General features: G+C 62.8%; 21 protein-coding genes. 14 read left to right on the top strand and 7 right to left on the bottom strand.

The window, feature by feature from the left end; translation table 11 throughout:
- The first annotated feature begins 46 nt into the window (after positions 1-46).
- The 8 genes from NKJ04_RS18965 (at position 47) to NKJ04_RS18930 (ending at position 6,709) form a co-directional block, all read left to right on the top strand.
- A complete protein-coding gene (locus NKJ04_RS18965; protein WP_352677084.1) occupies positions 47-1,132 on the top strand; it encodes an ABC transporter ATP-binding protein in 1,086 nt (361 codons plus the stop codon).
- A 37-nt stretch (positions 1,133-1,169) separates the two neighbouring features.
- A complete protein-coding gene (locus NKJ04_RS18960) occupies positions 1,170-2,495 on the top strand; it encodes an ABC transporter substrate-binding protein (RefSeq protein ID WP_352677083.1) in 1,326 nt (441 codons plus the stop codon).
- Positions 2,496-2,688: 193 nt separating this feature from the next.
- Complete coding sequence (locus NKJ04_RS18955; protein WP_372337954.1) at positions 2,689-3,540, top strand: carbohydrate ABC transporter permease; 852 nt, start codon at positions 2,689-2,691, stop codon at positions 3,538-3,540.
- 1 nt (position 3,541) lies between these two features.
- The gene (locus NKJ04_RS18950; protein WP_023810030.1) at positions 3,542-4,435 is read left to right on the top strand and encodes a carbohydrate ABC transporter permease; all 894 of its coding nucleotides are present in this window, start codon (positions 3,542-3,544) and stop codon (positions 4,433-4,435) included.
- Between the two features lie 129 nt (positions 4,436-4,564).
- Complete coding sequence (locus tag NKJ04_RS18945; RefSeq protein ID WP_352441887.1) at positions 4,565-5,176, top strand: rod-binding protein; 612 nt, start codon at positions 4,565-4,567, stop codon at positions 5,174-5,176.
- Between the two features lie 12 nt (positions 5,177-5,188).
- Positions 5,189-5,614 (top strand): hypothetical protein, encoded by a 426-nt coding sequence (locus NKJ04_RS18940; RefSeq protein WP_127290460.1) that lies wholly within the window; start codon positions 5,189-5,191, stop codon positions 5,612-5,614.
- Between the two features lie 97 nt (positions 5,615-5,711).
- The gene (locus tag NKJ04_RS18935) at positions 5,712-6,227 is read left to right on the top strand and encodes a hypothetical protein (RefSeq protein WP_023810033.1); all 516 of its coding nucleotides are present in this window, start codon (positions 5,712-5,714) and stop codon (positions 6,225-6,227) included.
- 197 nt (positions 6,228-6,424) lie between these two features.
- Positions 6,425-6,709 (top strand): SCP2 sterol-binding domain-containing protein, encoded by a 285-nt coding sequence (locus NKJ04_RS18930; RefSeq protein WP_013529756.1) that lies wholly within the window; start codon positions 6,425-6,427, stop codon positions 6,707-6,709.
- Positions 6,710-6,805: 96 nt separating this feature from the next.
- Here the strand turns inward: NKJ04_RS18930 and NKJ04_RS18925 are convergent, their stop codons facing one another.
- Both NKJ04_RS18925 and odc2 read right to left on the bottom strand, forming a co-directional pair.
- A complete protein-coding gene (locus tag NKJ04_RS18925) occupies positions 6,806-7,375 on the bottom strand; it encodes a GNAT family N-acetyltransferase (RefSeq protein WP_352554065.1) in 570 nt (189 codons plus the stop codon).
- Positions 7,376-7,546: 171 nt separating this feature from the next.
- Positions 7,547-8,680 carry an ornithine/lysine decarboxylase gene (gene odc2, locus NKJ04_RS18920; protein ID WP_023810036.1) on the bottom strand — a complete coding sequence of 378 codons (1,134 nt, stop codon included), beginning with the start codon at positions 8,678-8,680 and terminating at the stop codon, positions 7,547-7,549.
- 540 nt (positions 8,681-9,220) lie between these two features.
- On the opposite strand from odc2, the gene NKJ04_RS18915 reads away from it, so the two are divergent.
- The 4 genes from NKJ04_RS18915 to NKJ04_RS18900 all read left to right on the top strand — a co-directional run bounded on the left by NKJ04_RS18915 (position 9,221) and on the right by NKJ04_RS18900 (position 13,260).
- Positions 9,221-10,417, top strand: a complete 1,197-nt coding sequence (locus NKJ04_RS18915; RefSeq protein ID WP_023810037.1) for an amidase — start codon at positions 9,221-9,223, stop codon at positions 10,415-10,417.
- Positions 10,418-10,419: 2 nt separating this feature from the next.
- Complete coding sequence (locus tag NKJ04_RS18910; protein ID WP_023810038.1) at positions 10,420-11,319, top strand: LysR family transcriptional regulator; 900 nt, start codon at positions 10,420-10,422, stop codon at positions 11,317-11,319.
- Positions 11,320-11,401: 82 nt separating this feature from the next.
- On the top strand, positions 11,402-12,070 hold the full coding sequence (locus NKJ04_RS18905) for a DUF1007 family protein (protein WP_023810039.1): 669 nt from the start codon (positions 11,402-11,404) through the stop codon (positions 12,068-12,070).
- Complete coding sequence (locus tag NKJ04_RS18900) at positions 12,067-13,260, top strand: nickel/cobalt transporter (RefSeq protein WP_023810040.1); 1,194 nt, start codon at positions 12,067-12,069, stop codon at positions 13,258-13,260. Before NKJ04_RS18905 ends, NKJ04_RS18900 begins: the two co-directional genes overlap by 4 nt.
- 25 nt (positions 13,261-13,285) lie before the next feature.
- On the opposite strand, the gene denD is transcribed toward NKJ04_RS18900, so the two are convergent.
- From denD to NKJ04_RS18880, 4 genes are all read right to left on the bottom strand, one after another.
- Positions 13,286-14,263, bottom strand: a complete 978-nt coding sequence (denD, locus tag NKJ04_RS18895; RefSeq protein WP_352677082.1) for a D-erythronate dehydrogenase — start codon at positions 14,261-14,263, stop codon at positions 13,286-13,288.
- A gap of 16 nt (positions 14,264-14,279) precedes the next feature.
- Positions 14,280-14,492 (bottom strand): hypothetical protein, encoded by a 213-nt coding sequence (locus tag NKJ04_RS18890; protein ID WP_023810042.1) that lies wholly within the window; start codon positions 14,490-14,492, stop codon positions 14,280-14,282.
- A gap of 89 nt (positions 14,493-14,581) precedes the next feature.
- Positions 14,582-15,565 carry a cation diffusion facilitator family transporter gene (locus tag NKJ04_RS18885; protein ID WP_352677081.1) on the bottom strand — a complete coding sequence of 328 codons (984 nt, stop codon included), beginning with the start codon at positions 15,563-15,565 and terminating at the stop codon, positions 14,582-14,584.
- Between the two features lie 10 nt (positions 15,566-15,575).
- Positions 15,576-16,262: a GNAT family N-acetyltransferase gene (locus tag NKJ04_RS18880; RefSeq protein WP_352632078.1), complete on the bottom strand. Its 687-nt coding sequence runs from the start codon at positions 16,260-16,262 to the stop codon at positions 15,576-15,578.
- An 83-nt stretch (positions 16,263-16,345) separates the two neighbouring features.
- Between NKJ04_RS18880 and NKJ04_RS18875 the strand changes: the two genes are divergently transcribed.
- Positions 16,346-17,530: a pyridoxal phosphate-dependent aminotransferase gene (locus tag NKJ04_RS18875; protein ID WP_352677080.1), complete on the top strand. Its 1,185-nt coding sequence runs from the start codon at positions 16,346-16,348 to the stop codon at positions 17,528-17,530.
- Between the two features lie 151 nt (positions 17,531-17,681).
- Entirely contained in the window at positions 17,682-18,047 is a 366-nt protein-coding gene (locus NKJ04_RS18870) for a YciI family protein (protein ID WP_352677079.1), read from the top strand.
- Here the strand turns inward: NKJ04_RS18870 and NKJ04_RS18865 are convergent, their stop codons facing one another.
- A complete protein-coding gene (locus NKJ04_RS18865; RefSeq protein ID WP_352677078.1) occupies positions 18,048-18,803 on the bottom strand; it encodes an SDR family oxidoreductase in 756 nt (251 codons plus the stop codon).
- Positions 18,804-18,842: the final 39 nt, after the last annotated feature.

The raw sequence follows: 18,842 nt of genomic DNA, 5'->3' as shown, positions 1-18,842 counted from the left end.
AAGCGTTGTTCCTTCGACGACGTCGCGGGAATTGTTGGGAGGACCGATGGCGTCTGTCGCAATTGGCGAAGTCTATAAATCATTCGGCGCTGTCGAGATCCTGCACGGGGTCAGCGTGAACATCGAGGACGGCGAGTTCGTCACTCTGGTCGGACCGTCGGGCTGCGGAAAATCAACCCTTCTCAGAATGATCGCCGGCCTGGAAAAGATTTCACGCGGCCAGATCGCGATTGGCGAACGTGTCGTCAACAACGTTGCGCCCAAGGAGCGCGACGTCGCCATGGTCTTCCAGAACTATGCGCTTTATCCACACATGACCGTTGCCGAGAACATGGCGTTCTCGCTGATGCTCAAAGGAGTTTCCAAGCCGGAGAGCGATGCCGGCGTGCGCCGCGCAGCCGAAATCCTTGGGCTGGTGCCTTTGCTGGCGCGCTATCCTCGGCAGCTTTCCGGCGGCCAGCGCCAGCGCGTCGCGATGGGCCGCGCGATCGTGCGTGATCCGGCGGTGTTTCTCTTCGACGAACCGCTGTCCAATCTCGACGCCAAACTCAGAGTGCAGATGCGCGCCGAGATCAAGGAACTGCACCAGCGCCTCAAGACCACGACAGTCTACGTCACTCACGATCAGATCGAAGCCATGACTATGGCTGACAAGATCGTGGTCATGCATGACGGCATCGTCGAGCAGATAGGGCCGCCGCTGGAACTTTATGACCGGCCGAACAATCTTTTTGTCGCCAGCTTTATCGGCTCGCCGGCCATGAATTTGCTGAGGGGCGAGATCGCTTCCGACGGCTCACCCTCGTTCCGCGGCGCCGGGGGGATTTCAGTCCCGTTGGCCTCGGCACTTTCCATCCGCGATGGCGAGCCTGTGGTGCTGGGAATAAGGCCCGAGCATTTGCGGCTGTCCGACGAGCAGGGCATTCCGGTCACCGTCGCGGTGGTTGAACCAACCGGGTCCGAAGTGCAGCTCATCGGCAGGACAGCCGGCGGCGAAGAGATCGTCGCGAATTTCCGGGAACGACATTCCTTTACGCCGGGCGAAACCATCCGGCTTACGGCCGAGCCCAGCCTCATTCATCTCTTTCACGCAGAAACCGGACAGAGATTCCAAACACGTACCGATCAGTAGGACCATAGGCAAGGACAACAAACAGGAGGAAACGAGCATGAAGTTCACCAGACGCGACGTGATCCGCACCACCGCCGGCGCGGCGGCGGGTGCCTTGGGAAGTCGGTTCATCAGCTCTCCGGCCCTTGCCCAGGACGGACTGAAATACAAACCCGAGGATGGCGCCAAGCTTAGACTGCTGCGCTGGTCGCCTTTCGTCCAGGGCGACGAGGACCAATGGCTGGCCAACACCAAGCGCTTCATCGAAGCGACCGGTGTCGAGGTTCGCGTCGACAAGGAAAGCTGGGAGGACATTCGTCCCAAGGCGGCGGTCGCCGCCAATGTCGGGTCCGGCCCCGACCTGATGTTCGTCTGGTTCGATGACCCGCACCAATATCCCGACAAGCTGCACGACGTGAGCGAACTGGGTGAGTATCTAGGCGCGAAATACGGTGGCTGGCACGAGGGACCTAAGCAATATGCGACACGCGCCGGGAAGTTCGTCGGCCTGCCCCTGGCCACGATCGGCAATGCCATCGTCTATCGGGAAAGCTGGGTGAAAGAGGCCGGCTTTTCGGAGTTTCCCAAGGATACGAAAGGCTTCCTGGAACTTTGCAAGGCCTTGCAAGCGAAGGGACATCCGGCCGGCTTCACGCATGGCCATGGCGTCGGCGACGGCAACAACTATGCTCATTGGCTGCTGTGGAGCCATGGCGGCCAGATGGTAGACGAGAGTGGCAAGGTAACGATCAACAGCCCCGAGACCCTCAAGGCGATCGAATACGCGCAGGAGCTCTACAAGACCTTCATTCCAGGCACCGAAAGCTGGCTCGACGTCAACAACAACCGCGCCTTCCTGGCCGGCGAACTGGGGGTGATCGCCAATGGAATTTCCGCCTACAACACGGCCAAGATCAACAAGGACAAAGATCCAAAGCTGGCTGAAATCGCCAAGGACATACGCACGACCAACCTGCCCATCGGTCCTGTCGGCAAATCCGTCGAATTGTTCCAGGTGACCACGGCTGTCATCTTCAATTACACGCCCTACCCCAACGCGGCTAAGGCGTATTTGCAGTTCATGTTCGAGGAACCGCAAATGAAGGACTGGATCACCTCCTCGGCCGGATATTGCTGCCAGACACTGAAGGCATTCGACAACAACCCCGTATGGACCGCCGATCCCAACAACGCCGCTTACGCCAAGGCTTCGGCTACTCTGCGGCCTAACGGCTATGCCGGGCCGCTCGGCTATGCCTCGGCGGCAACCATGGCCGACTACGTGCTGGTCGACATGTTCGCCAAAGCGGTGACCGGCCAGGCGACGCCGCAAGAGGCAATGGAAGAGGCCGAGAAGCGGGCAAATCGCTATTATCGCGTTTGAGCCTGCTCAGCCGGGCAGCGCGGCTGCCCGGCTGGCTTCGGATTGCGTCGCGGCCGATCCGGCCTATCAATGAGACCTCAGCAGGAGCCAACCCATGGCCGTGCCGTCAGCTGCCATCCAGCCGCGACCTTCGATCTTCTCACGGATTCTGTCGCGCTGGAGCGAAAGCCGGAACGCACTTGGCTTCGGCTTCATGCTTCCGGCGGCTGCACTGCTGCTTGTCTTCCTGACCTATCCGCTGGGGCTCGGCGTCTGGCTCGGCTTCACCGATGCCCGCATCGGCCGCCCCGGCATCTTCATCGGCATCGAAAACTATGAATATCTGTGGAGCGACGCCGTCTTCTGGCTCTCCGTCTTCAACACCTTGCTCTATACGATCAGCGCTTCGATCCTGAAATTCGCGCTCGGCCTCTGGCTAGCGCTCCTCCTCAACCAGAACCTTCCCTTCAAATCGTTCTTCCGCGCGATTGTCCTGCTGCCGTGGGTGGTGCCGACGGTGCTCTCGGCCATCGCCTTCTGGTGGATCTACGATTCGCAGTTCTCCATCCTGTCGTGGGCGCTCATGGAAATGGGACTGATCGATCACCGCATCAATTTCCTTGGCGATCCGGAGAACGCACGCGCCTCGGTGATCGCTGCCAATGTCTGGCGCGGCATTCCTTTCGTGGCCATCACGCTGCTGGCCGGCCTGCAGACGATTCCCCAATCGCTTTACGAGGCCGCGACGCTCGACGGCGCCAGCCGTTGGCAGTTGTTCCGCTATGTGACGCTGCCGCTGCTGACGCCGATCATCGCCATCACCATGACCTTTTCGGTCCTGTTCACCTTCACCGATTTCCAGCTGATCTATGTGCTGACTCGCGGCGGGCCGGTGAATGCCACCCATCTGATGGCGACGCTCTCGTTCCAGCGCGGCATTTCCGGCGGCCAGCTTGGCGAGGGAGCCGCGATCGCGGTGGCGATGATCCCGTTCCTGCTTGCGGCGATCCTTTTCAGCTATTTTGGGCTGCAACGTCGTAAATGGCAGCAGGGCGGTGGAGACTGACATGGCCGCGATCGAAACGAACAACCGTCCGAATACGGATGAAGGCGGCATGGGCTATCTTCAAAGCCTGCCCCGGCGCGTGGTGACCGTTTATCTGCCGCTCCTGATATTCGTCATCGTGCTGCTGTTCCCGTTCTACTGGATGACGATCACGGCGGTGAAACCCAATCTCGAGATGACGGATTATGCCAATTTCAACCCGTTCTGGGTCGTCCATCCGACGCTCGAGCATATTCGATATCTGCTCTTCGACACGTCCTATCCGGGTTGGCTTCTCAACACGATCATCATCTCGACCGCCGCAACTTTCCTGTCGCTGCTGGCGGCGGTGTTCGCTGCCTATGCCATCGAACGCTTGAGGTTTTCCGGGGCGCGGCAGGTCGGCTTGGCGATCTTCCTGGCCTATCTCGTGCCGCCCTCGATTCTGTTCATTCCCCTGTCGGTGATGGTTTTCAACCTCGGCCTTTACGATACGCCGTTCGCGCTGATCCTCACCTATCCGACGTTCCTCATTCCATTCTGCACGTGGCTCTTGATGGGCTACTTCCGCTCGATCCCTTTCGAACTGGAAGAATGCGCGCTGATCGACGGCGCCAGCCGCTGGCAAATCCTGACCAAGATAGTTCTGCCGCTGTCGGTGCCCGGCCTGATCTCCGCCGGCATCTTCGCTTTCACCCTGTCATGGAACGAATTCATCTACGCTTTGACTTTTATCCAGTCGTCCGAAAACAAGACCGTGCCGGTCGGCGTGCTTACCGAGCTCGTGCGTTCGGACGTCTATGAATGGGGAGCCCTGATGGCGGGCGCGCTGATCGGCTCGCTGCCGGTGGTGGTGCTCTATTCATTCTTTGTCGAACACTACGTCTCCTCGATGACGGGCGCGGTCAAGGAGTGAAGCTGAGGCGGAAATCGACGATGGAAAAAACTGCCCGACAACGCATGGCGCCAAGCCGGCAGCTTCGATCCGATCCCCGCACTTCCGCTCCCTCTCCTTCCCGCAAGCCTGCCACAAGCTTGTTGAGGCATGGTCTGGCTAAGGAAAACCGGTAAAAGGCGGACTTTCTTGGCGATTTCTCCACCCAGCGACATCGTTATGGATGTGGCCCGAGCCGTCGACCCGGCGGATATCGAGACCGCCCGCGCCGCGCTGGCAAAGCGGGCCGGCGGCGCTGCGGGCACGTTTTCACTCGACACCGCCGCTTCGGTCGATGCCGGCTCGATCCTGTCGCGCGCCACCGCCGACAAGGCCGCCGCTGCAACCGACCCGGCCAACAAATTCAAGAAGTTCGAGGCGATGGTGCTGCAGACCTTCATCCAGAACATGCTGCCAAAGGATACCGAGGGCGTCTACGGCAAGGGCCTGGCCGGCGACATGTGGAAATCGCAGCTTGCCGAGCGGGTCGCGGACGTGATGGCCGAACGCGGTGGCATCGGCATCGCCAAGTCGATGCTTGCCGACCACTATCTCGAAGGCAAGCGCGTGGTTCCGGTCGGTCCGGTTTCGGGCGGGTTGGAAAAGACCGAGATCGACCAGCAAAACAGCCTGTCGACCTCGCTGGTCCACCAATTGCAGCGCAAGGCTGCGGGGTCGATGACCGGTGACGAGACGACCATAAAAACAAATATCAAGATCTAAACGGGAAACGCCATGGCCGACTTTTCGGAATCCACCTCCAACCTGCCAGCACGCACGACCGCGTCGGAAGCGCCGATCCCGTTCGCGCGGCCTGGCAACCTCGCCGCCATCATCGGTCGCATCGAGGAAGTGGTCGAGGAAGAGACCGCCGGCATCCGCAACGCGACCAACTATGATCTCAAGGCATCGAACGCCCGCAAGAGCCGCTACCTCTACGAGTTGACCCGCGCCATGAAGGGCGGCAGCGAAGCCGAATTCCTCGAACAGCACCGCGAGGGCCTGACCCGGCTGCGCCAGAAGCTGGCGAAGAACGAAGCGGCGATCCTCGCGCATCTCAGCGCGGTCAACGAAGTCGCCAGCCTGCTGCGGCATGCCATCCAGCGCGCCGAGACCGACGGCACCTACTCCGCCGGCGAGTTCGGCTGGATGAAGGCATGATGCCGAACACGAGCGACACTTCGGAGATCCTGCCGAAGCAACGGCGCAGTGCCGCGTCGCCTTCGCAAGGGACTGATCAAGGGACTGACAAGAGTCGATGATCAAGGTCATCGCCATCGCCGTCTGGATTTGCGCCGCAACCCTCGGCGCCGTGTTCTATTCGTTTCAGGCGGCCGGCGAGCGCGGTGTCGGCGAAACGCCGAAGCCGATGCTGGGCGGTCTCGACTACGTCAAGACCGACATCATTTCGGTGCCGCTGATCCGCGATTCTGAGATCGGCGGCTATTTCCTGACCAAGCTCGTCTACACCGTCGAACCCGAGCAGATAAAGAAGCTGTCCATTCCGGCCGAAGCGCTGATCACCGACCAGGTCTATTCCTACCTCTATTCCAATCCGCAGATCGACTTCACCAACAAGGCGACCATCGATCTCGATGCCTTCCGCGCCGCAATCCGCGATACCGTCAACGCGCGTGTCGGCGCGCCTTTGGTGCATGAAGTTCTGATCGACCAGGTCAATTTCCTGTCGAAGGACGAAATCCGCGACAACTGGCTGCGCCGCAAGAAAAGCGAAACGGCGACCGAAATGACCAAGGCGTTCAAGGAACACTGAGTTGCCCTGCTCACAGGCCCGGTCACATCGAGCCTCGCCTGCCGCAAGGGCAGGAACCAGCCACCCGAATCCGCGTTGACGTAAACGTCAACCCAAAGCTATATGCGGCAGCGACCGTGATCGCGAAACCGCGGCATGGGCTTCGGCTGGATCGAAGCGCCGTTGCGAGACAGATGCAACCAGACAAGGAGAACAGCGTGAGCGTTCAGGAGATTGCCGAGAAGATCAAGTCGCGGGTGGCCAGTAGCGGGTTCGATCGTTCCGTGAAATTCGACACCGGCAGCGACGGCGTCATCGTCATCGACGGCGCGACTGTTTCGAACACCGATGCACCCACCGACTGCACCATCAAGCTCTCGCTCGACGATCTGGATTCGCTGATCGCTGGCGACCTGAACCCGACAATGGCGTTCATGACCGGCAAGATAAAGGTCGAAGGCGACATGACCGTCGCTATGGCGCTCAGCCAGCTGATCGGCTGAAGGCATCCAGCCGCCCAGGCGGCGGCACCCACCAATTGCGAAAAAACGCCGCCTTTTTCGGGCGGCGTTTTTGCATGAAATGCTGGCGGCTTCGTGTCAGGCCGCCGATATCAATTCCTGCGCCTTCAGCTTGCGACCGGCCGCCTTCAGCGTGCCGTGCACGCCGTCAAGCGCGCCTTCCACCAGTTCCAGCGCCAGCAGGCGGTGCCGCTCATAGGGTCCTGGCATGGCAAGTGAACCGGTCTTCTCGGCCGAGAAGCCGAAGCGCGCGTAATAGGGCGCATCGCCGACCAAAAGGATAGCGGCATGGCCGAGACGCGCCGCTTCGGCGATGGCATGGCGCATCAGCGCCGAGCCGATGCCGGCATTCTTGAGCGACGGGTCGACGGCAAGCGGGCCAAGCAGCAGCGCGGCCGCACCGCCCTCGCCCAGCCTGACATCCCACAGCCGCACGGTGCCGGCCACGCCGCCCGAAGCATCGCGGGCGACGAAGGCCAGCCCTTCCGAGGGCCGCCGGCCACGCCGCAACTTCTCCGACGACTTTTTCCTGCGCTTCGGCCCCATGGCCCGATCGAGCAACGCCTCGCGCGCCGCAACATCGGCGGCGGTTTCGGCGACCATCCCAAAGGCCGGTGCGTGGCCCCCAATTTCAACTGGCATTTCCATTTCAAATGACATTTCCATTTCCGCAATCCCTGGCGAGCGGAGATCTGTTCCACAGGCGAGCCCGGGTGGACGACAGGCGCCCACCTGGGATGATCTGATCGGCTCTCTCAGCGCATTTTCAGGCGAAGTTGTGTCCGGTTCGCCGTCCGAAAATGCGCTGAGGAAGCGCCGTCAGATCACGTAGGATCGGAGAGGCTCGAAGCCGTTGAAGGCGACCGCCGAGTAGGTGGTCGTGTAGGCGCCGGTGCCTTCGATCAGCACCTCGTCGCCGATCGTCAGCGACAAAGGCAGCGGATAGGGCGTCTTCTCGTACATCACGTCGGCCGAATCGCAGGTCGGGCCGGCGAGCACGCAAGGTGCTGTCTCCGTGCCGTCATGCGCGGTGACGATCGGGTAGCGGATCGCCTCGTCCATCGTCTCGGCCAGGCCGCCGAACTTGCCGATGTCGAGGAACACCCAGCGCACATTGTCGTTGGCCGCTTTCTTCGAGATCAGCACGACTTCCGACTTGATGACGCCGGCATTGCCGACCATGCCACGGCCCGGCTCGATGATGGTCTCGGGAAGCGCGTTGCCGAAATGCTTGCGCAGCGCCGAGAAGATCGCCTGGCCATAGGCCTGGGCGGCCGGCACGTCACGCAGATAGCGCGTCGGGAAACCACCACCCATATTGACCATCTTCAAGACGATGCCTTCTTCGGCGAGCGTCGCGAACACCACCTTGGCGTCGGCCAGCGCACGGTCCCAGGCGGTCAGGTCGGTCTGCTGCGAGCCGACATGGAACGATACGCCATAGGCGTCGAGGCCGAGCCCCTTGGCATGGCGCAGCACGTCGACGGCCATCGCCGGCACGCAGCCGAACTTGCGCGACAGCGGCCATTCGGCGCCCTCGCCATCGGTCAGCACGCGGCAGAACACGCGCGCGCCTGGAGCGACGCGGGCGATCTTCTCGACCTCTTCGACGCAGTCGACCGCGAACAGGCGGATGCCGAGCTGGTAGGCGCGTGCGATGTCACGCTCCTTCTTGATGGTGTTGCCGAAGGAGATGCGGTCCGCCGGCGCACCAGCGTCCATCGCCATCTCGACTTCGGCAACGGAAGCGGTGTCGAAGGACGAGCCCATCGCAGCAAGCAGGCGCAGGATTTCCGGCGCCGGGTTTGCTTTCACAGCATAGTAGATCTTGGAATCAGGCAGCGCCTTCTCGAAGGCGCGGAAATTGTCGCGCACGACATCGAGGTCGACGACGAGGCAGGGGCCGGTCGGACGTCGGGTGGCGAGAAAGTCAAGAATGCGCTGGGTGGCCATCGGGGTCTCTCCATCAGCGCCTTTCGGCGCGCAATAAGGCTGCGGGACGCGGGCTGTCGGCCTCGCGAACTCGCGGTGGACAAAGGCGGGACGGAAATTCATGGAACCAGCCGGTGGAGACCCCGGAACCATGAAGCGCCGTCTCGCGGCGGTGAACCTTGGCCTTGCCCGGCCTCGGTTCGCTTTGTCTGCCTTGGCTTGGATGGGAGACCCGTCCGCACTGCCGGCAATGAAGGTGTGCCTCTTCAGTAACCCCGGTTTTTGGACAACCGGCAGAACACCAGAAAGGCCCGCACCGTCGTTGCTTCAAGGTGTCCTCGGGCTGGCGGTTGGCCGCTAGACCGACTGGAGGGGTTAGCTCCAGTTACCTTACCGATTTCCCTCACCATTCGAGGATCGGCGGACACCCACAGGCACGTGCGACTTTGGGCAAGCGCGATATAAGGGCGAAGACTTTCACAATCAATAAAAATCGTATCGCAGGTTGTAAAATTTCTGGCGTCGAACAATGTTGCGGCAACCGTATCCGGATATCGAACGATGACAGGCACGCACGGCCCTCTCAACGCCTTTCTCGATCTTCGCCAGATGCCAGTGGCACATGCCCAGCTAGGCCCGCTGGCCGGCCTGCGGCTGGCCGTCAAGGACATCTACGACGTCGCCGGCTACCGCACCGGTTGCGGCAATTTGCAAAAATTCGCCGAAAGCCACGCAGCCTCGCGCACCGCACCCGCCGTGCAGATGATCCTCGATGCCGGCGCACGCTTCGTCGGCAAGACGCAGACCGACGAGCTTGCCTTCGCGCTGTTCGGCCAGAATGCGCATTTCTCGTTTCCGGTGAACCCGGCGGCACCCGACCGCGTCACAGGCGGCTCCTCATCGGGATCGGCGGCGGCGGTGGCGGGCAGGCTGGCCGATATCGCCACCGGCTCCGACACCGGCGGCTCGATCCGCGCCCCGGCGAGCTTTTGCGGACTGATCGGGCTGCGCACCACGCATGGCCGCATTCCGCTCGACGGCACCATGAAGCTGGCGCCGAGCCTCGACACGTTCGGCTGGTTCGCCGACGACATCGAGACCTACGAAACCGTCGGCAAGCTGCTGCTCGGCCGCGATCCGCACCAGCATGTGTTGGACCGGCCGCTGGCACTGGATTGGCTGGATGGATTGGTCGCCCGCCCGGCGCTTGCCGAATATGGTGAAATGAAGGGGCTGGCGGGCAAGGTCTTCGGCGCGCCGATGACGCCGGGAGTGCGCTTCTCCTCATCTCCCGATGAACTCTACTGGTGCTTTCGCCGGCTGCAGGCCAGGGAGGCCTGGGCGGTGCATGGCGAATGGATCACCAGCGGCGAGCGCGGCCTTGGCCCCGGCGTCGAGGAGCGTTTCGGCTTTGGCCGCGCCGTCGACGACAAGACAGCCCAGGCCGAGAAGGTGCGACGTCTGACCTTTCGCGGCGAACTGAGCGCCCTGCTCGGCAAGAACGGCTTCCTTGTCCTGCCGACGGTGCCTGGTCCGGCACCTTACGTGGACAGCACGCCGGAGCAGTTCCAGGCCTATCGCGAACGGGCGCTCCAACTTCTGTGCCTGGCCGGCCTGTCCGGTTTTCCACAGATCACACTGCCCGTCGGCTCGGTCGCCGGCGCCCCGTTCGGCCTGTCGCTGCTTGGCCCTTCCGGCAGCGACATTGCCCTGATACGGCTCGGCCGGAAACTTCTCGACGCGGCACGAAAGGCCTGACCATGGACACACTGACGCGCATGCGTGCCTTCATCGACGTGGTCGAGGCCGAGGGCTTTTCGGCGGCGGCGCGCAAGATCGGCCGTTCCAAGGCCTTGCTGTCGAAATATGTGCGCGAGTTGGAGGACGAACTCGGCGCTTTGCTGCTCAACCGCACCACGCGCCAGTTCTCGATGACAGAGGCCGGCCACACCTATTACCGGCGCGCCTCGGAGATCGTGCGCGAGGTCGACAGCCTGGCCGACGCGGTGCGTGAATCCTCCGGTGACGTGCGCGGCCGGATCAAGCTGTCGGCGCCGCGCACCTTCGCCGATGCGCCGATCGGCCAGTCCCTGATCGACTTCGCCAAGCAGCATCCCGACATCGTCCTCGACATCCAGCTCGACGACCGCTTCGTCGATCTGGTCGAGGAGGGCTTCGATCTTGCGGTGCGCATCTCGCGGCTGGAGAACTCGTCGCTGATCGCCAGGCGGCTGGCGCCGTTTTCGATAAAGCTCTGCGCCTCCCCCGAACTGATCGCCAAGCATGGCATGCCGACAAGGCCGCAGGATCTCAGCCGCATGCCTTGCATCGTCGACACCAATGGCCGCGGACTGAACAACTGGCCGTTCAAGGGCGACAATGGCGATCCGGTGAGCGTTTCGGTGTCCGGTCCGGTCGAGGTCAACAGCCCGATGACGGCGAGAGCCGCGGCCGTGGCGGGTCTCGGATTTACCGTCCTGCCGGATTTCATCGCCGCGCCCGACCTCGCGAGCGGCCGGCTGGTGGCGGTGATGGATGACCGTATCCTGTCGGGCGGCGGCATCTTCGCCGTCTACCCGCACCGTCGCTATCTGCCGGCGAAAGTCCGCGTCTTCGTCGACTTTTTGGTGCAGTGGTTCAGGACGCGCGAGGCTGGCTGACCGGCGTCAATAGTCTCGTGGTCCCAATTTCGCCCCCTTTCTGGTAACTCTCGGCAACTCTTCCGAGGCCTATGGACCGAGAATGAATCTGAAACGGCACGCAATCATGCTGGCTTCGGCCTTGGCGGCTACTTTTGCCGCCACTGGACCCGCTTACGTGCATCCGCATGTCTTCGCCGAGGCCCGCCTCGATGTGATTCTCTCCCCGGATCACCAAAGCGTGAAGGCTCTGCGTCATCTCTGGCGCTTCGACGATCTGTTTTCCTCGACCGTGATGATGGAGTTCGACAAGAACTCCGACCTGAAGCTCGACGACAAGGAGCTGAAGGAAGTCGCCGACACCGTTCATGCCTCGCTGGCCGAGTTCAATTACTTCCAGCTCGTCACCGTCGACGGCAAGGATGTGGCGATGACGCCGCCGCCGCATCTGATGGCCAATTTCGACAACGATCAGCTGATCATCCTTTTCGAGTCCGAACCTAAGGTGCCGATCAAGCTCCACGGCAAGATCGATATCGGCGTCTACGATCCGACATTCTACACGGCGATCGACTTCACCGAGGACTCCAACATCACGGTTGAAGGCCTGCCCTCGAACTGCACCAGCAAGGTGGTCCGTCCAGACCCGGACGAGGCCATCAAGGAAAACCAGAAGACCCTCACCGATGCCTTTTTCAATGACCCGACCGGCACCGATATGAGCAAGATCTTCGCCACCAAGCTCGAACTGACCTGTCAGCCAGAAGGATGAAGCCGGTGACGAAACCGTCCCTGCGTTTGGCATTCGGCCTGTTGGCCCTCACTGTCGCAATGATGCATTTCGCCGACGCCGCTCATGCCCAGAGTTCGCTCGGCATCGGCGTCAATGACGGCATGGCGCCCACCACCGGCCCGTTCGCCCACATCCTGATGTGGATCAATCTCAGGCAGCAGGAATTCTACCGCGCGCTGGCGACGGCGATGAAGGCGATGCGCCAGGACGGCAGCAAGATCTGGGTACTCGTCGGCCTGTCCTTCGCCTACGGTATTTTCCATGCCGCCGGCCCCGGCCACGGCAAGGCGGTGATCTCGTCCTACATGGTGGCCAATGAGGTGGCGTTGCGGCGCGGCATCCTCTTGTCCTTCGTCTCGGCGCTGCTGCAGGGCCTGACCGCGGTCGCGGTGATGGGAGTCGCCTATTTCGTCCTGCGCGGCACCTCCGTCTCGATGACGGACGCAGCCTGGTTCATGGAGATCATGAGCTTTGTCTTCGTCACCCTGTTCGGCGCCTGGCTGCTGTGGCGCAAGCTCGGCCCTTCCATCCTGCGCCTGTTTGGAAGAGGCCCGGCCTACAGCCTGTCGGCGGCTCACGCCGGTCATTCTCACGCCGATCATTCTCATGGGGGTCATTCGCACGGCGCGCATTCGCAGGCCGGTCACTCCCATGCAGCTCACAGCAATTCGGCGCATGCTCATTCGCACGCGCTACACGCGCATGACCATGTGCACGGCCCTTCGCACGATCATCACGATCATGCCGAACACGATCATGCTCATCACGATCACGCGGCGGGCGAAGTCTGCGACACCTGCGGCCATTCGCATGCACCAGATCCGGCGCTGCTGTCGGGCGACCGCTTCGACTGGCGCACGGCCTGGACGGCGGTGGCGGCGGTCGGCATCCGCCCCTGCTCCGGCGCGCTGATCGTGCTCAGCTTCGCCCTGCTCAACGGGCTCTGGCTCGGCGGCCTGCTGTCGGTCCTGGCGATGTCGCTTGGCACCGCCATCACCGTTTCGGCACTGGCGACACTGGCGGTGACCGCCAAGAACTGGGCGGTGTATTTCGCCGGCGACGGCCGCATGGGCAACCGCATCCACTCGATCGTCGAGATCGGCGGCGCAGCCTTCGTGTTCCTGTTCGGATTGTTGTTGCTGTCGGCGAGCTTGGCGAGCGGCGGATGATGCCCGGCGCCGCGAGGCTCGGGGTTTAACCCGCGATCTTGCCGCCGAGTTCGTCCTCGATATGCGCGCGGATGATTTCGTCAAAACTGTTCTCGGCGCTGAAGCCCAGTTCCCTTGACCGCCGCGCCTCGAACCGTGTTGGCCAGCCCTTGACGATCGCCCAGATCGTGTCATCCGGCTCCTCGCGGATCAGGCTTACCGCCTTCGGCCCGGCGATGCGTTCCAGCGCCTCGACCTGTTCGCCGACGGTGACGGCGACGCCAGGCATCGTCAGGTTGCGGCGCGGCCCGACAGCACTGCCGTCGATTCCCGCCGCATGGATCAGGAAGTTCACCGCCGAGCGCGGGCTGGCGTGGGTGTGCACGACCGAACGCGGCACCGGCAGGATCGCCCCCTGGCCGCTCAAGGGCTCACGGATGATGCCGGAGAAGAAGCCGGACGCCGCCTTGTTCGGCTTGCCCGGCCGCACGCAGATGGTCGGCAGCCTGATGCCGATGCCGTCGAAGAAGCCGCGTCTGGAATAGTCGGCCAGCAGCGCTTCGCTCATCTGCTTTTGCGTGCCGTAGGAGGTCAGCGGCGTCGGATGGAATTCATCGGGAATGACATCCGGGAACGGCGCGCCGAACACCGCGATCGACGAGGTGAAGACGACACGCGGTGCAAAGCCCGCCAGGCGAACGGCATCGAACAGTGCCCGCGTGCCATCGAGATTGACGCGGTAGCCGAGATCGAAATTGGCTTCCGCCTCGCCCGATACGATGCCCGCGAGATGAAAGACGACATCGGGACGCGATGCGACCAGGCGCTCAGCGGCACCCGCTTCGGCGAGATCGCCGGTGTGCAGCGTGACGCTGACGCCATCCAGGCTCGGTGCCTGCGGCGGCACGATATCGTGTAAATCGAGCGCGGTGATCTTGCCGCCGCGCAGCGTGCCGTCCTTGGCCAGCCGGGCGATGAGCTTGCGGCCGACCATACCCGCGGCGCCAGTGATCAGAATGCGCATATCGAAAATCCCTTGCCTATTTACCCTGGTTTTTGCGCTGGTTGCGGGCCCGCAGCCAGAACACCGAGAAGAACGCCAGCACGAAGACGACGCCGAAGGCGCCGGCCAGCACGGTCGAAAGGCTGCCGAGTGCCAGCATCACGGTCGGCAGATAGTAGGCGCCGATACCGAACAGAAGCATGATCCACACTGCGGCGATAAGAGCATTCCTGGTGTCGCGATCCATCACGCCGCACCAGGGCAGCGGGTGTTCATCAAGCTGGTTTTCAAGGTTTTGCAACTCCCGAGGCAGGATCAATCGACGTCGATCGATCGGTCCTAATGATGGTGGTCGTGATAGGCTGCCGCTTCATGCTCGTGCCCATGCCCGTGCTCGTCGCCATCGTCGGCGCACTGGCCGAATTCCGGTTCCACGGTGGCATGGCTGATGCCGTGCTCGCTGGCAAGCCGCTTCTTGACGGCACTCACCGCCTGATGCGCATCGACGCCCTCGTCGAGACAGGCATGCAGCGTCGCCATGTTGCTGGTCCCGTCGAGCGACCAGACATGCATGTGGTGCACTTCGCGCACGCCCTGGATCGTCGCCTCGATATCCCTGGCGATCAGATCGCGGTCGAGGCTTGGCGGCACGCCCTCGAGCAGGACATGAGCGGCTTCTCGCATCAGCGACCACGCCGTGTACAGGATCAGCAGCGAGACCAGGACCGACAGGATCGGGTCGATCGGCGTCCAGCCCGTCGCCAGGATGACCAGCGCCGCCGCGATGGCCGCAGCCGAGCCGAGCAGGTCGCCAAGCACATGCAGGATGGCGCCGCGCATGTTCAGGCTCTCGCGGTCGCCGCCATGCAGCACGAAGAACGAGCCGATGTTGACCAGCAGGCCGAGGATCGCCACCGCCAGCATTGGCCCGCCAAGCACTGGTGCCGGCGCCTGCAGGCGCCCCCACGCCTCATAGACGATCCACAGCGCGATGACGAAGATGGCGATGCCGTTGGTATAGGCCACCAGCGTCTTCACCCGGCCGAAGCCGTAGGTGAGGCGAACGGTCGCCGGGCGGCCGGCTAGATGGAAAGCATACCAGGCCAAGCCGAGCGCGATCGAGTCGGCGAGCATGTGGCCGGCATCGGCCAGCAGCGCCAGCGATCCGGTGAGGATGCCGCCAAGCGCTTCGGCGACCATGAAGCCGCCGGTCAGGCAGGCTGCGATCAGAACGCGTTTCTTGTCGGTCGAGCCGTGCACATGGCCAGGCCCATGATCGTGCCCAGTGTGATCATGCCCGCGGTGATCGTTTGTATGTGCCAATGGCGAACTCCTAAGCGCCGAATTCCGCGCGACAATCCTCGAGCCGTCGCTTCTGCTGGCCGTCGCCATCGAAATTGGCCGGATCGAGCCACGCCTCATAGGCACTGCGCAGAGCCGGCCACTCCTTGTCGATGATCGAATACCACGCGGTGTCGCGGTTTTCACCCTTGACGATCAGATGCTGGCGGAAAATGCCTTCGAACTTGAAGCCGAACCGTTCGGCCGCCCGCTTCGATGGCTCGTTGCGGTTGTTGCACTTCCATTCGTAGCGGCGGTAGCCGAGTTCGTCGAAGATGTATTTCATGAACAGGAACTGCGCTTCGGTTGCTCCCGGCTTGCGCGAGATGAGCGGTCCCCAATAGATGTTGCCGATCTCGATGACGCCGTACGCCGGATCGATGCGCATCAGTGTCTGGCGTCCGGCGACCTTGCCGCTGGCCTTGTCGATGACGGTGAAGAACAGCGGATCCTCGCTGGCCTCGACCTTGTCCAGCCATGGCTGGAAGGCGGCGCGGGTCTCCGGCGGATAGTCCGGCAGCCAGGCGAAGCGGCCGCCGATGTCGGACACGGAGGACGCTTCATAGAGGCCGTCGCCGTGTTTTGCGGCGCTCAGCGGTTCAAGCCGGACATACCGGCCATCGATGGCCGTGCGTTCAGGCCGCGGGCGCGGTTGCCAATCCCTGAGATTTTCCGACACCGAAAGCTCCAATCCGTTTGACTTTTGCCAGCCGAAGCTCACAAAAACGCGACCCAACAGCAAGAACCACACGGACGGGAAAAATGCTCCACACGATTTCGGCTTTCGACCGTCTCGGCGAGGAAAATGCATTCGCGGTGCTGGCGCGGGCGACAGCCCTTGCAAGCCAAGGTCGGGACATCGTCAATCTCGGCATCGGCCAGCCGGACTTCAAGACGCCGCAGCACATCGTCGAGGCGGCGATCAAGGCGTTGCGCGACGGTCACCACGGCTACACGCCGGCCAACGGCTTGCTGGCGACGCGCGAGGCGGTGGTGCGGCGCACGCTGACCACCACCGGTGTCGAAGTATCGCCCGAAACGGTGATGATCCTGCCCGGCGGCAAGCCGACCATGTTCGCGGCGATCCTGATGTTCGGCGAACCTGGCGCCGAAATCCTCTATCCCGATCCGGGCTTCCCCATCTATCGCTCGATGATCGAGTTCACCGGTGCGGCGCCTATTCCGGTGCCGATGCGCGAGGAGAACGGCTTTGCCTTCTCCGCCGAGGAGACGCTGGCCTTGATCACCTCGAAGACCAGGCTGCTGATCCTCAACTCACCCGCAAATCCGACCGGCGGCGTCACGCCGCGTGCCGAGATCGAGAAACTGGTCAAGGGGTTGGAGGCGCATCCGCACGTCGCCATCCTCTCCGACGAGATCTACGACGTCATGACCTATGATGGCGAGACGCATTGCTCGCTGCTCGGCTTTCCCGAGATCCGCGACCGGCTGATCGTGCTCAATGGCTGGTCGAAAACCTGGGCGATGACCGGCTGGCGCATGGGTTGGTCGATCTGGCCGAATGGCGACAGGGGCGCCCATCTCTACGACAAGGTGCGCAAGCTGGCTGTCAACTGCTGGTCCTGCGTCAACGCGCCGAGCCAATTCGCCGGCATCGCGGCAATCGACGGCCCGCAGGACGATGTCGCCAATATGATGCGCGCCTTCGACCGCCGCCGGAAGATCGTCGTCGAGGGACTGAACGCCCTGCCTGACATTTCCTGCATCACGCCCAAGGGCGCGTTCTACGCTTTCCCCAACGTCTCGAAGACCGGCTGGAAGGCCAAGAAGCTCGCCTCGGCGCTGCTCGACGAGGCCGGCGTGGCGCTGATCGGCGGTCCCGATTTCGGCATTCTCGGCGAAGGCTATATCAGGCTCTCCTACGCCAATTCCGAGGAGAACATCTTGCGGGCGCTGGAACGGATCGGGGCCTTCCTGGCGAAGTAAGCTTGAAAGCGGCCCGCTGTCCTCTTCCGGACAATTTGCGGCTGTGGCATGACGGTGTCATGAGCCGTCCGGAGGCGCGCGGCCAAGACTGGGCGTGCATGTCGAGAACGGCTACGGTCCTCGGATCAGGATCGAAGTGGGGTGACATCGGATGTTCTATGCAATCCTTGCCTATCATGTGGAAGACGCAATCAAGGCGCTGACGCCGCAGGAAGATACGGCGCTGATGGCTGACTTGCTCAAGATCCATGAAGGGCTCTATGCCGACGGCAGCCTTGGCCCGTCGGCGCGGCTTGACGCGACACAATCGGCCTGCACCTTGCGCGACGGCATGATCGTCGACGGCCCCTTCGCCGAAACCAAGGAACAGCTTCTCGGCCTCTATGTCGTCGACTGCCCGACGCGGGACGATGCCATCGCTATCGCGCGCGACTTTCGTCGCGTCAATACGACCGCCGTCTACGAGATCCGTCCTATCGCGCTCTATCTGCCCGGCGCAGAGCTACCGGGAGAATAACTACCCACGCCCGACAAACGGCATCTTGGTCGCCATGACGGTCATGAACAGCACGTTGGCCTCGAGCGGCAGGCTGGCCATGTGGACGACGGCGTCGGCGACGCGCTGAACATCCATCACCGCTTCGGCTGATATCGAGCCGTTGGCCTGCGGCACGCCGACCGTCATCGGCTGCGCCATATCGGTCAGCGCATTGCCGATATCGATCTGGCCGCAGGCGATGTCATAGGGCCGGCCGTCGAGCGCCAGCGTCTTGGTCAGCCCGGTGATGGCATGCTTGGTCGCCGTGTAGGGCACCGAGCCCGGGCGCGGCGCATAGGCCGACACCGAACCGTTGTTGATGATGCGGCCACCCATCGGCTTCTGCTTGCGCATGGCGCCAAAGGCGGCACGGGCACACAGGAACGAACCGGTGAGATTGACGCCGACGATATCGTTCCACACTTCGACCGGTATCTCGTCGATCGGCGCCGATTTGTAGCCCATGCCGGCATTGTTGAAGAGCAGGTCGACACGGCCGAAGGCCGCCGCCACGGTCTCGAACAGATCGTCGACCTCGCCTGCCTTGCTGATATCGCAGGCTACCGCCAAGGCCTTGGCGTCGGTGCGGCCGGCCTCGGCGACCGCAGTGTCCAGCACCGACTTGCGGCGCCCGCAAAATACCGTGTTCCAGCCGTTCTTGAGCAGCGCCGTGGCGACGCTCTTGCCGATGCCCGTGCCGGCCCCGGTGACGATGGCGGTTCTTTGCTCGGTCATGGCTGTTGTCCTCCGGCAGAGCTGCGCTTGCTCGACTGA

This window comes from Mesorhizobium sp. M0618 (genome assembly GCF_040320765.1).
Taxonomy (GTDB): domain Bacteria; phylum Pseudomonadota; class Alphaproteobacteria; order Rhizobiales; family Rhizobiaceae; genus Mesorhizobium.
This window is presented reverse-complemented; position numbering and strand designations above follow the sequence as displayed.